Raw genomic sequence first — 12674 nt, 5'->3', positions numbered from 1 at the left:
AGGTGCGCCGATACAGGCTTTGCGGGCCGTTTGATGCTAATTTGGCCTTGGGCGTAAATTACAGGGTGTCGCGCCGCTGCTCGTAAGATTGCACCATCTGATCCAGCGCAGTATCTTCCAGCGCTCTCAGGCCGCTCATCACCAGGGTTTTGGTGCCTGTACCCACCGATTTGCCGCCACTCATCAGCGCAAATTGCAGCCTGACATCGCCGCGTTTGCCATCGATGGCGAGACTCGAGTCAACCAGCTCCAGGGTTACCTGGTCAAAATCCAGCGTCGAGAGCTCAAACGCCATGCTCTCGTAAATCACCAGCGGACGGTCGGGGTTAATCATCACCCCGTGCTCACGCATCATGGGTACCAGCACATGGACAAAGTTCAGGCCCGAAAAGGAGACATAACTACGGACAAATGACTCGATTTGGGTGGCGCAGCGGCTGACATCGCCCTGACGACTAACCCGCAGGTAAGTTTTTTCACGACTGTCGCACACCGGGAATTCATCACCGACATCGGTTGGAAAACACAGGCTTACCCCTTCGCCAACCATGCCCTCGAACTTGAATTGCATCTTCTGGCAGAGGCCGTAATGGCCAAGCACCAGGGCAAACAACAGATCCCCCGGCACGCAAAAACGCTTGGCATCCACATCGTGAATGGGATTGAAGTCTTGCGCCACCCGCTTGGCAAACTCACTGGCTTGCAGAGGGGAAATAGTTACAGATTCAGCAGTTTGAGTGAAGTATTGCTCGAGAAACATAGCGAAATAAGCACCGAAATTTGTTATGTCGTTTTTTTAGGCTGAGCAGTCTACCGCAAAATGCGCAAATAACTCACCCGATGACTTGAACCAGTCTTTACTTTTTATTTACAAAGGTAAAGAAATTGGAAATTAAGTTAGTCTTAAGCACGACTCCCTAGTCTCACGAACATAAATGATAACTATTGTCATTATCGACAACAGGAGACACCATGAACACCACTTTCAAGCCTGCCGCCAAACTGAGCCTGCTGACCAGTGCCCTGCTGGCCAGTTTTGCCGCCAGTGCCACGGCCGATATCGAACAAATCACCATTTTCGGTAAAAAGAATCCGGTCAACACTGTGCCGGGCAGTGCCCATCAGCTGAGCCAGGAAGAGCTGGATACCTTTAAGTATTCCGACATCATGCGCACCCTCGCCTCGGTACCGGGCATCTACATTCAGGAAGAAGAAGGCTATGGCCTGCGCCCGAATCTGGGGATGCGCGGCACCGGCCAGAACCGCTCTGAAAAAGTGACTGTGATGGAAGATGGCGTGCTCGCAGCGCCCGCTCCTTATGCCTCTCCAGCTGCCTATTACTTCCCGACTTCCGGTCGCATGCAGCAGATTGAAGTACTCAAAGGCTCATCTACCGTGAAATACGGCCCGCGCACCACCGGCGGCGTGATTAACATGCTGTCACGCCAGATTCCCGATGCACCGGCTGCTGGCGCGGTGGACATGGCCCTGGGTCAGGACGGCTTTGGTAAGCTTCACGCCCACGCAGGCGGTCAGGGTGAGCGCATCGGCGCTGTTACCGAAGTCTACCGTTATCAGGCCGATGGCTTTCGCGACATCAATGGCGTTGGCGGCGATACCGGCTTTGTGAAAAACGATTTGCTGGCCAAGGTTGCACTCAATAGCGCCAAAGATGCCAGATACGCCCAGCGCCTCGAACTCAAACTCAAATATGCCGACGAAGTTTCCAACGAAACCTACCTTGGCCTGACCGACGAAGACTTCGAAAGTCGCCCGCACAGCCGCTACTCAGCCTCACAAAAAGATGAGATGAGCACCGAGCACAAGCAGGTTCAGTTGAATCACATCATTGATTTCTCTGACATCACTACCCTGTCGACCACGGCTTACTACAACCATTTCCACCGTAACTGGTACAAAGCCGACAAAGTGGGCGGCAAGAGCCTGTCTGCCGGCGGTGTGGCCAATGCCAGCGCCTTTGACCGCAATCCGGTCGGCAGCATCGACGTAAGCGTAAAAGCCAACAACCGCGATTATCTGTCCCAGGGCCTGCAAACCGAACTGGGCCTGAGCCTGGGTGAGCATCAGCTGGACATAGGCGCGCGCCTGCACAGCGATGAAATGGACCGTTTCCAGTGGGTCGACAGCTACAGCCTCGATGAATCCCAGACCATGCGCCTGACCAAGGCTGGCATTCCGGGCACCGACTCCAACCGCATCGACAGCGCAGATGCCTTTGCCGCCTACGTACAGGACAAATTCACCGTTGGCGCCTTTACCGTAACTGCCGGTGTGCGCTACGAAGATGTGACTGTCAGCCGTGAAGACTGGGGCAAAAACAACGTCGGCCGCGATGGCGCCGGCAAAGAAACTGACAACAGCTTCTCGGCCTGGTTGCCATCGCTGTCGGCTACCTGGCAGCTCAATGACAACCTGCTGCTGCTCGCTGGCGTGCAAAAAGGCTTTGCACCGGCAGCACCCGGTAACGCCGAAGGCGAAGAAGAACAAAGCTGGAACTACGAGGCCGGCGGCCGTTACGTAAATGGCGAATTCAGCGCCGAAGCCATCGCCTTCTACGGCGATTACAGCAACATGCACGGCAACTGCACCGCAGCCCAGGGTTGTGATGCCGACAAGCTGGATAACCAGTACAACGCCGGTGAAGTTGCAGTAAGCGGCCTTGAGCTGAGCGCGGCTCACACCTTCAACGCCCGTGGTGCCCTGAGCTTCCCGGTGAAGGCGGCATACACCTTCACCGATACCGAGTTCCAGAACAGCTTCGAATCCGAGTTCGACACCTGGGGCAGTATTGAAGCGGGTTATGAGTTCAGCTACACCCCGGCGCACCAGCTGTACCTGAGTGCCGGTGTCAGCGCCGAGCAATGGGAACTGACCCTGGCAGGCCGTTACACCTCAGACATGCGCGCCAGCGCAGGCCGTGGTGAGATTGCCGCTGACGATCTGATTGCTGCCAAGACCCTGGTGGATTTGTCCGGCCGCTACTTCATTGATAAGCAGCAGGAAGTGTATCTGACCGTTGATAACCTGCTGGATGAAACCTACGTGACGACCCGTGCCCATGGCTCGGTGTTTTCTGGCAAACCACGTTCTGTGACCGTCGGTTATTCATATAAGTTCTAATTCAATACAAAAGAAATCTATAAGAAGCAGCGCCCCGGCGCTGCTTTTTTATTGCTCAAACATAAACCTTAAAAATCAATTAATTATCCATGAAAGCGCTTTAAGGAAAAATCTTCAATTAAATCAGCCAACTTTACTGTGGCTTTACATTTGTTGATTTAGATCATCAATCCCAATACGAATCGTTTGCATTTGCTTAATCGATTGCTAGAATCCGCAGCCATTAATAACCCTCAGATAATAAATGGGAAAGGGAAATGATGAAAAAGACTCTGCTTGCCAGCGCCCTGCTGGGTGTTTTTGCCAGCCACACCGCCATCGCCGCTGACGATACCGCCGAACTGCGTAAAGTGATTGAGCAGCAACAACAGGTGCTGAAGGATCTGGAAAAGCGTCTCGAAGAAACCGAAAAGCGCGTTGAACAGACTGCCGATGCCGCCGAAGCCAATGCCAGCGCCAAGAGCGCCACCACCATCGGTGGTTATGGCGAGCTGCACTACAACAACATCGACAACAACTTAGACCACAGCAAAGACAAAAAAGAGATGGATTTCCATCGCTTCGTGCTGTTCTTCGGCCATGAATTCACCAAGGGCACCCGCTTTTTCTCTGAACTGGAACTGGAACACTCCCTGTCCGGCGAAGGCAAAAAAGGCGAAGTGGAACTCGAGCAGGCTTACATCGAGCATGACATCAATCAGAGTCTGACCGGTAAGGCGGGTCTGTTCCTGATGCCTGTGGGTATCATCAACGAAACCCACGAACCCGACACCTTCTACGGCGTTGAGCGTAACCCGGTTGAATCCAACATCATCCCTGCCACCTGGTGGGAAGGTGGTCTGGCACTGAACATCAAGGCCGCTCCAGGTCTTGCCTTTGATACCGCAGTCACCTCAGGCCTCAGCGTTGACGCCAGCTACAGCATCCGCGGCGGTCGTCAGAAAGTGTCTTACGCCAAAACTGACGATCTGGCCTACACCGGCCGCGTGAAGTACACCGGCGTTCCAGGCCTTGAACTCGCTGCATCTGCCCTGTACCAAACCGACCTGACTCAGGGTAAAGATGGCGTGGACGAAGCCTCTGCCACCATGCTCGAAGCCCACGGTATTTACAGCATCGGCGGTTTCAGCATCAAGGCGCTGTACGCCCAGTGGGAAATCGATGGCAAAGAGGCCGAAGCCCTTGGCCGCGACAGCCAGACCGGCTGGTACATTGAGCCTGCCTACCGCTTCAACGAGCAGTTCGGTATTTTCGCCCGCTACAACGAGTGGGACACCGAAGCCGGTAACGATGCCGATACCACCAAGAAGATGACCAACTTCGGTATCAACTACTGGCTGCACGAGCACGTGGTATTCAAAGCCGACTACGAGAAGCAGAGCGGCGCTGTGGATGCCGACGGCTTCAACCTCGGTGTGGGTTATCAGTTCTGACCCTGAATCGATAAGGGGCTTCGGCCCCTTTTTGCTTGTAAGTCATAAAGATAATCGAAAAAGACAAGTACAGACAAAAAATAAGTGCTGCCAATGAACAAACTCCTCTGCTGCCTGCTGCTGTGGCTTCCCATCAGCGTACTGGCCGAAACCAGTTATCAAAGCAACGATGACTTTATCCGCGAGTCACTGGGCACGCTGCCCAAAGCCGACGTCCTGTGGCTCAGCGACCAGCAGAAAGCCGATATCGAGTCCATTCTCGCCCACGGATTTAACAAGCTGCGGGTCCGCTATTGGCGCGATGGCGCAAAGACAGCCTGGATCCTCGACGAAATCGGCAAAGAGTCCCCTATTACCGTGGGTATCCATGTGGCCGCGGGTAAAATCGTCAACACCAAGGTGCTGGTTTACCGCGAAAGCCGCGGCGATGAAGTCAGGCATGACTTCTTTACCAACCAATTCAAATCGGCGACACTGACGGACTCACTGGAACTCGACCGCCATATCGATGGCATTACCGGCGCCACCCTGTCGGTAAAAGCCCTGACCAAGCTGTCACGCATAGCCCTGTATCTGGATGCGGCGGTGCAACAAGCCAACTGAACATTTGCATGACCAAAACCAGCCACAAAGGGGCAGGCAGCCTCGCCCATCAGGTTCGTAAACAGGTTCGCCCCTGGCACAAACGCCTTGGGGTTATCGGCGCCTTGTTTCTGCTGCTGCTGAGTATCACCGGCGTCGCCATCAATCACAGCGACGGATTATCCCTTGGCAAAGCGCAGGTGTCGCAAAGCTGGCTGCTCGATTATTACGGCATCACGGCGCCCGCCCACGCCGGCCGCTTTGGCGAGTTCGCTGTCACCGATAATCTGCTCTGGCACGACGGCAAACTGCTGCTCGAAGCCAAATCCACTCTTCTTGGTGCCACCCGCCGCCACAACGCCATCATCGCCATCGACCAGGGTCACCTGTATTTGCTAAGCCCCGATGGCACGCTGCAGGAAACCCAGGACAGCAGCGTCGGCCTGCCTACCCCGATAGAGGCGCTGGCACTTGAAGGAAGCACCACTGAAGCAAGCGCACAGGTTTGGCTTAGAACCGATAAAGGTCAGTATCTTGCCGACGATGAGCTGCTCGAGTGGCGCGCTGCGACGTCACTGCTGCCGCTGAACTGGCTCGCTCCAACCCCCGCCGACAGCGCCGTGATTGACCATGCCCGCAGCGCCCATCTCAATTGGGAGCGGGTGCTGCTCGACCTACACAGCGGCCGCTTTTTCGGCCCATGGGCGGTTTGGCTTTGGGATCTGCTGGCACTTATCTTTGTGCTGCTGAGCCTGAGCGGACTCTATATCTGGTGGAGCCAGCGCCCGAAAAAGCGCTGATAGCAATCCCTTTTCTCACGCAAAAAAACGCCCGGCACAGGCCGGGCAAAAGCAACAGGGCGCAAGGCCCAATTGAGGCGATGGTGGTACAAGCTGATATCAACCTGATACCTTGCGACGCGAGCGCGTCAGCGGATTAAAGAAAGATGGCCCAACAGATTAAAGACTCTGTAAAACCCTAAAAATCCTCACAGACAATCACTTAGCCTGCCAAGACAAATATCACTATTCAGGCGCTATGACCTTTGAACAACCTGAGCAAACGCTGCCAGTAACCCGGCCCGGCATCAAGCTGCGGCTTGGCAGTTACCGGCGCTGCGCTTATCCACATACTGCTGACCCACATTCCACGATAGGCTTTCATGTTAATCCCCCGATTGCGATGCCGCTCAAGGTATCGCCGCCAGCTTCATTAGTAAAATGAATCTATTCCATCGTCAGCATTCCAAAATGGCATGAACATCCCCATCAAGAGCCTGCACTGCTTTATGGTGCTGGCTGAAACAGGCAGCTTTACCCGCGCGGCTGAAAAGCTGTATCTGACCCAACCCACCCTAAGCAAGCTTATCCAACGCCTTGAAGACCACTGGCAACAGCAGCTGATTATCCGAGGGCCGCACGGGCTGGCACTGACTCAAGCGGGCGAGCTGATGCTCCTGCGGGCGCAGGAAATCCTTGGACACTGGCATTTGCTCGATGAGGATTTATCACATTTAAGCGGCCTTCAGCGCGGCAATCTCAAACTGGGTGTTTGTCCTATGATGAGCAGCCTGGTGATTGATTTGCTGACTGGTTTTCGCCAAAGCTATCCCGGCGTCAACCTTGAAATGTCGGAATTCGGCGGCTTTGGCTGCGAGCGAGCCCTGCTTGCCAACACCCTCGATATTGCCTTTACCGCCCTGCCTGCCACCCATGAAGAAGAGTTGACAGCCCAGCCGCTGACCGCCTATCCGCTGTGGGCCTGTTTACCGGCCGGGCATGCCTTAAGTGCCAAAGATGTGCTGGATTGGAGTGATTTCGGCGCGTTGCCGTTTATCATGTACAACGAAGATTTTGCCCTCGCCAAACTGCTGCACAAACGGGCAAGGGCGGCAGGTGTTGAGCTCAATATTGCCTATCGCAGCGGACAGTGGGACTTTATAGCCACCATGGTGGAAGCCAAAATGGGGCTGGCAATACTGCCCGCCCCCATCTGCGACAAACTTTCGGATAAAGCGCTGACCTTCAGGCCCCTGCTCGATGGCAGTAGCTGGCAGCTCGCTCTCATCTGGCGCAGCCACATGCAGCTTACCCCGGCAGCAGACGCCTTTTTACGGCTCAGCCGCGCTCATCTGGCAGCCACTGGGGATCCGGCGGCAGAATAAGCAGGTTACAGCGCACCCTGTGCACCAGTGCCTCGGCGGTGCTGCCAATCACAGTACCAAACAGCCCTTCACGCTTGCGGGCGCCAAGCACCAGATACTTGGCTTTCAGGCTCGAACTTAACTGATACAGACACAGCTCTGGCTCGCCGGTCACCAGATGAATTTGCTCCGCCGGCAAGCCAAGGGATTTCAGCGTCTCGCTGTGCTTTTCGTGGGCCGCCTTAAGGATTTCATGGGGAGTAACCAGATCCATGTCCCGCAAAATAGTCGGCACCCGGATCACACAGGCCAGATGCAGCGGCAACGACAGCGCTGCAGCGAGACGTCGGCCGTGAGCCAGCACCAGCTGGTTCAAAAGCTGCTTATCCTCAGAGCTGGCATCCAAGTCCACCGCCATTAACACACAGCGGCCACGGGCAAGCGGATTATTGGTCAGCAGCATTAATGGCGTGCGGGTGTGACGAATAAGATGCCAATCTGTGGGGGCTGGCGCCTCGGCATCATCTATCCCTTTGATAAGCAGCGAAAATCCGCCAGACGAGCTGGCATCAATCGCATCCTGATGGGGCGTCTTGCTCCAGCGCGCCTCCGGCTGCAGTGTACTTTCCCCCTGCTCGGCGAGTTTATTAACCAGCGCCTGACGCCTTTGCTCAAGCAGCGCCTGCCGGGCTGCTGCCGCCAGACGCGGGTTGTAGTACTCATCACCGGCAAAGTAAGCGTAGTCGTAAGACACCAGCGCAGGCGCCGCGTCCAGCGCCCGTGCAAGCGCCAGTCCTTCAGTGACAGTATCGGTTTTACTGCCCGGATGCTGGGCGATGATAAAGACCTTTTCCATGAGATTCCCTCCAAAACGGCTGGTCTGTTAAGGTCGATACTAGGCGCTCAAACTTGATTCAAACTGAATTTGTGCCAGATCCGGCCATAAAAAAACCCGCCACAGGGGCGGGTTTTTATCGCGGAAGTATTAATTACTTCTTAGCGGCGTTCTTGGCCTTGGTCTCTGCAATCACAGTCTCAGCAACGTTGGCTGGACATGGGTTGTAGTGAGAGAACTCCATGGAGAACTGACCACGACCAGAGGTCATGGTACGCAGGTGACCGATGTAACCGAACATTTCGGCCAGCGGTACGTCTGCCTTAACGCGTACACCAGTCAGACCAGCTTCCTGATCCTTGATCATGCCGCGACGACGGTTCAGGTCACCGATTACGTCACCAACGTGATCGTCCGGAGTGAACACGTCAACCTTCATGATAGGCTCGAGCAGCTGAGGACGGGCCTTCGGCATAGACTGACGGAATGCACCTTTAGCGGCGATTTCGAACGCGATGGCAGAAGAGTCAACTGCGTGGTAAGCACCGTCGAACAGTTCAACTTCAACGTCCAGCACTGGGAAGCCAGCCAGAGGACCTTCGCCCATCATTTCTTCGAAGCCTTTCTCTACGGCTGGCCAGAATTCACGAGGAACGTTACCACCAACTACGGCAGACTTGAAGCTGAAGCCGGTACCTGGCTCACCAGGACGGATGCGGTAGTCAATCTTACCGTACTGACCAGAACCACCAGACTGCTTCTTGTGAGTGTAGCTGTCTTCGATTGGGGCAGTGATGGTTTCACGGTAAGCTACCTGTGGAGCACCTACAGTCAGCTCAACGCCGAAAGTACGCTTCAGGATGTCTACCTTGATGTCCAGGTGCAGTTCGCCCATGCCCTTGAGGATGGTGTCACCGGTTTCCTGGTCGGTTTCAACCTGGAACGATGGATCTTCAGCAACCATCTTACCCAGAGCAACGCCCAGCTTCTCAGAAGCACCTTTGTCCTTCGGAGTCACAGCAATAGAGATTACTGGAGTTGGGAAGATCATAGGTTCGAGAGTACATTCGTGCTTAGGATCACACAGGGTGTGACCGGTCTGAACGTTCTTCATACCTACTACGGCGATGATGTCACCAGCCTGAGCAGATTCGATTTCGTTACGATCGTTGGCGTGCATTTCCACCATACGGCCGATACGTTCAGTTTTGCCGGTAGCAGAGTTCAGGATGGTGTCACCCTTCTTCAGCTTACCAGAGTAGATACGGATAAAGGTCAGGGCGCCGAAACGGTCATCCATGATCTTGAACGCCAGAGCGCGGAAAGGCTCGTCTACAGACACAGTAGCAACTGCACCAGTCTCTTCGCCGGTCTCTGGGTCAGTCAGAGGCTGTGGCTCAACTTCAGTTGGAGATGGCAGGTAGTCTACTACGCCGTCCAGAACCAGCTGCATACCTTTGTTCTTGAACGCAGAACCGCAGAAGGTTGGGAAGAAAGACAGGTTGATGGTACCCTTACGGATACAACGCTTCAGGTCTTCGATAGAAGGCTCTTGACCTTCCATGTAGGCTTCCATCAGGTCGTCGTCCTGCTCAACAGCAGTCTCAACCAGCATTTCACGGTATTCTTCAACCAGGTCAACCATATCAGCTGGGATATCGGTTACGGTGAAGTTTTCTGGCAGACCTGAGTCATCCCATACGTAGGCTTGACGGGTCAGTACGTCTACCACGCCGGTGAATTCGTCTTCACGGCCGATTGGCAGGGTCATAACCAGCGGGTTGGCAGCCAGTACTTTCTTAACCTGAGCAACTACGCGCAGGAAGTCAGCACCGATACGGTCCAGCTTGTTTACGAAAATGATACGAGCAACTTCTGACTCGTTGGCATAACGCCAGTTGGTTTCTGATTGTGGCTCTACACCGCCGCTACCGCAGAATACACCAACGCCGCCGTCCAGAACCTTCAGAGAACGATAAACTTCAACGGTGAAGTCTACGTGACCGGGGGTGTCGATTACGTTAAAGCGGTGACCTTTCCAGAAACAGGTGGTGGCAGCAGACTGAATGGTAATACCACGCTCAGCTTCCTGCTCCATGAAGTCCATGGTAGAAGCGCCGTCGTGAACTTCACCCAGTTTGTGGATTTTACCGGTCAGCTTAAGGATACGCTCTGTGGTCGTGGTTTTACCCGCGTCAACGTGAGCGAAAATACCAATGTTTCTGTATTTTGATAAATCGGTCATGATTCAACTTTTTTGCTTGGTTTATAAAAGTAGACGGAGTATGCCACAAAAAGAAGCAAACCACACATCAGGATTTGAGGCGCACATTGTAATTGGGATGGCCGTCCGGCGCAAACGGCTTAGACATTTTTTAGCTGGTAAAACAGAGCTTACTGCTTCTCGAGCGCCAAAAACGATTAAAAATCAACCGCAAAGACCGATATTCCGGAATCGCATTTTGGCGCGTTTTTTAAACAAAACCCATCTAAGCAGACATTTAGCTCATGCTTTGGTTGTGCTTCAGGCCGCCCCCGGCGGCAGACGCCCAAATTGATAACTGCCCCGGCCCTGCTCTTTAACGTCGTACATGGCCACATCGGCCGCCTCGAGCATGGCTTCGAGGGTCTGGCCATGGTGCGGATACACGGCAATACCGATACTGGCGCCCACATCACAGTTCAGATTGCCACGGATCATCACCGGCTTTGATACCTGCTGTAGAATGTTACTGGCGAGCGTTTTCAACAGGTTGTAATCCTTATCCACATTGGCGACGCCTATCAGGAATTCATCGCCGCCCCAGCGGATCACAACGCCGTTATCATCCACCAATCGCATCAGCCGCTCGGCAATCGCCTTGAGCACGGTATCGCCCGCTTCATGACCATACACATCATTGACCGGCTTGAAACGGTCAAGGTCAATCAGCATAAGCCCCATGGGGGAGGCCGTTTGATCGGCGCGGCGCATCATCTCATGCAGCAACCGCTCACCGGCACGGCGGTTTTTAAGCTGAGTCAGCAAATCATGCTCCGCCTCAAAGCGGATCATCCGCTCGCGGTAGGTGCGCTCTGTGATGTCGTACATCATGATTTCAATCAGTAAATCCGACACGCCTTCGCTGTCTTCCACCTTGGAGAACAGACAGTGAACCCATTTGAGCGACTCGGCATTTTCGGTGCGAAGCTGCAGCTCCATTTCCACATGATTCAGGTGGCTGTTTTGCCTGAGCTCCCGCAAAAAGCTCTCGAGCTCAGTTTCTTCTTCAAACCAGCTGATGAGACAGGGCTTGGACTCGAGCGATTTGGTGCCGCACAGGCGTTCGAACGCTTCGTTGGCCACCAGCAGCTGATTTTGCTTGTCGATAAGGCAAATACCGGCGCTGGCACGCTCGAAAATCAGCCGGAACTTTCGCTCGAGCAACTCAGTCCGCTCCCGCAATGTGCGCTCGGTTTCGATGGAATGATTCAGTTTGCCGATAAGCTCGTTGATGCCGTTGACCAGACTGCCGATTTCATCGCGTTCGTGATAACGGGGAATATCAAGCGGGTCGTCTTCGCCCGGGCTGATACGGCCGAAATTGCGGGTAAGCTGATTCAGCGGTGCCGTCAGGGTCTTGTGTACCAGGAAGGACACCAGGAGGGCAATCAAGGCCGATTGCAGTGCCAATACCCACGCCTGCTTGACGGCGCCCTTGGTGGCACTCTCATCGATATAGCGCGAATTGGGCAGCAACTTAAGGTGCCCCAGCACTTCACCGGCAAAAAATGGATGAGGGATATCAAATTGCAGCAGCGCTTTTTCGTTGGCTCCGGCAAAACCTGCCGAGCTTACCCACACCCCGGCGTTGGTTGAGAGCTGAGCGCCGGCGATAAGGTCATTCACCTCAAGACCTTCGACAATTTCGCGGCCAAGCTCCCCATCCTGCACGTACAGCGCCACCGAAGCAGTACTTTGTACCGTCATCGCCAACTGGGAGATTTGGCTTCGCGCCTCTGCCTGCTTGCTCTCTTTGGCATCGAGATAAAAATACAGGCAAGCCGCCACCGCCGCGATTAACGCGCCAAGCCCAATGGCCAAGGCCACTTTGATATAGAGTTTTTGACTGCTAAGGATCAAATCTGTGAACCACCTTGAGTGAATCGTTTAACTGCCCTTCGCTGACAAAGGTAATGGCCGAGCGGGTAGTGCGCATTTTTTCCTGCAACTGCGCAGCGCTGCCAAGCTCCTCCGGCTGGGTTACCCGTCCGGAAAATTGCAGCCGCGCCCAATAGGAATCTACCTGGGCCAAACTTCTGTCTACCAGTTGGCGGTAAAAACGCTCCCGCAACCCCTGGACCGAATCATTATCAAACACGGTAACCTGCGCACCATCCGGAAAGGTGTTATAGCGGCCCATAAAGATATCGACCAGTTCATGATGGCTCAGCTCAGCGACCTCGCTGCCGGCGTTAACCACCACAAACAGGGCCTCCTCCCCATGAACCGGAGCAGCAAGCAAGCAGGCGATGAGTATGCTCGTCGTTAACTTCATGG

Annotated in this window: 11 protein-coding genes; 5 read left to right on the top strand and 6 right to left on the bottom strand. The window is 54.4% G+C overall.

All coding sequences use genetic code 11. From position 1 onward, the window contains the following. Positions 1–58: 58 nt before the first annotated feature. Entirely contained in the window at positions 59–760 is a 702-nt protein-coding gene (locus KJI95_RS06905; protein WP_214506448.1) for a DUF3581 domain-containing protein, read from the bottom strand. Between the two features lie 212 nt (positions 761–972). Between KJI95_RS06905 and KJI95_RS06900 the strand changes: the two genes are divergently transcribed. From KJI95_RS06900 to KJI95_RS06885, 4 genes are all read left to right on the top strand, one after another. Beyond that, positions 973–3141 (top strand): TonB-dependent receptor family protein, encoded by a 2169-nt coding sequence (locus KJI95_RS06900; protein WP_214506447.1) that lies wholly within the window; start codon positions 973–975, stop codon positions 3139–3141. Between the two features lie 260 nt (positions 3142–3401). Next, complete coding sequence (locus tag KJI95_RS06895) at positions 3402–4574, top strand: porin family protein (RefSeq protein WP_214506813.1); 1173 nt, start codon at positions 3402–3404, stop codon at positions 4572–4574. Between the two features lie 93 nt (positions 4575–4667). Beyond that, positions 4668–5177, top strand: a complete 510-nt coding sequence (locus KJI95_RS06890) for an FMN-binding protein (protein ID WP_214506446.1) — start codon at positions 4668–4670, stop codon at positions 5175–5177. A gap of 8 nt (positions 5178–5185) precedes the next feature. Further along, positions 5186–5956: a PepSY-associated TM helix domain-containing protein gene (locus KJI95_RS06885; protein ID WP_214506445.1), complete on the top strand. Its 771-nt coding sequence runs from the start codon at positions 5186–5188 to the stop codon at positions 5954–5956. Positions 5957–6185: 229 nt separating this feature from the next. On the opposite strand, the gene KJI95_RS19580 is transcribed toward KJI95_RS06885, so the two are convergent. Further along, positions 6186–6320, bottom strand: a complete 135-nt coding sequence (locus KJI95_RS19580) for a hypothetical protein (protein WP_284730687.1) — start codon at positions 6318–6320, stop codon at positions 6186–6188. A 91-nt stretch (positions 6321–6411) separates the two neighbouring features. Between KJI95_RS19580 and KJI95_RS06880 the strand changes: the two genes are divergently transcribed. After that, positions 6412–7320, top strand: a complete 909-nt coding sequence (locus KJI95_RS06880) for a LysR family transcriptional regulator (protein WP_214506444.1) — start codon at positions 6412–6414, stop codon at positions 7318–7320. Here the strand turns inward: KJI95_RS06880 and KJI95_RS06875 are convergent. From KJI95_RS06875 to KJI95_RS06860, 4 genes are all read right to left on the bottom strand, one after another. Continuing rightward, a complete protein-coding gene (locus KJI95_RS06875; RefSeq protein WP_214506443.1) occupies positions 7274–8155 on the bottom strand; it encodes a universal stress protein in 882 nt (293 codons plus the stop codon). The genes KJI95_RS06880 and KJI95_RS06875 overlap by 47 nt on opposite strands. A 133-nt stretch (positions 8156–8288) precedes the next feature. After that, positions 8289–10379: an elongation factor G gene (fusA, locus tag KJI95_RS06870; RefSeq protein ID WP_214506442.1), complete on the bottom strand. Its 2091-nt coding sequence runs from the start codon at positions 10377–10379 to the stop codon at positions 8289–8291. Between the two features lie 279 nt (positions 10380–10658). Further along, positions 10659–12257 (bottom strand): sensor domain-containing diguanylate cyclase, encoded by a 1599-nt coding sequence (locus tag KJI95_RS06865; RefSeq protein ID WP_214506441.1) that lies wholly within the window; start codon positions 12255–12257, stop codon positions 10659–10661. Further along, positions 12247–12672 (bottom strand): hypothetical protein, encoded by a 426-nt coding sequence (locus KJI95_RS06860; protein ID WP_214506440.1) that lies wholly within the window; start codon positions 12670–12672, stop codon positions 12247–12249. The genes KJI95_RS06865 and KJI95_RS06860 overlap by 11 nt, the downstream gene beginning before the upstream one ends. Positions 12673–12674: the final 2 nt, after the last annotated feature.

This window comes from Shewanella jiangmenensis, from assembly GCF_018596335.1.
In the GTDB taxonomy this organism is placed as follows: domain Bacteria; phylum Pseudomonadota; class Gammaproteobacteria; order Enterobacterales; family Shewanellaceae; genus Shewanella; species Shewanella jiangmenensis.
Note: the sequence above shows the minus strand (reverse complement) of the source record. Positions and strands in the feature narration are given on the sequence as shown.

Coding starts and splice junctions, on each gene's coding strand:
- KJI95_RS06885 (WP_214506445.1), top strand. CDS start 5,186: ATGACCAAAACCAGCCACAAAGGGGCAGGCAGCCTCGCCCATCAGGTT.
- KJI95_RS06860 (WP_214506440.1), bottom strand. CDS start 12,672: ATGAAGTTAACGACGAGCATACTCATCGCCTGCTTGCTTGCTGCTCCG.
- KJI95_RS06880 (WP_214506444.1), top strand. CDS start 6,412: ATGAACATCCCCATCAAGAGCCTGCACTGCTTTATGGTGCTGGCTGAA.
- fusA (WP_214506442.1), bottom strand. CDS start 10,379: ATGACCGATTTATCAAAATACAGAAACATTGGTATTTTCGCTCACGTT.
- KJI95_RS06890 (WP_214506446.1), top strand. CDS start 4,668: ATGAACAAACTCCTCTGCTGCCTGCTGCTGTGGCTTCCCATCAGCGTA.
- KJI95_RS19580 (WP_284730687.1), bottom strand. CDS start 6,320: ATGAAAGCCTATCGTGGAATGTGGGTCAGCAGTATGTGGATAAGCGCA.
- KJI95_RS06875 (WP_214506443.1), bottom strand. CDS start 8,155: ATGGAAAAGGTCTTTATCATCGCCCAGCATCCGGGCAGTAAAACCGAT.
- KJI95_RS06895 (WP_214506813.1), top strand. CDS start 3,402: ATGAAAAAGACTCTGCTTGCCAGCGCCCTGCTGGGTGTTTTTGCCAGC.
- KJI95_RS06905 (WP_214506448.1), bottom strand. CDS start 760: ATGTTTCTCGAGCAATACTTCACTCAAACTGCTGAATCTGTAACTATT.
- KJI95_RS06900 (WP_214506447.1), top strand. CDS start 973: ATGAACACCACTTTCAAGCCTGCCGCCAAACTGAGCCTGCTGACCAGT.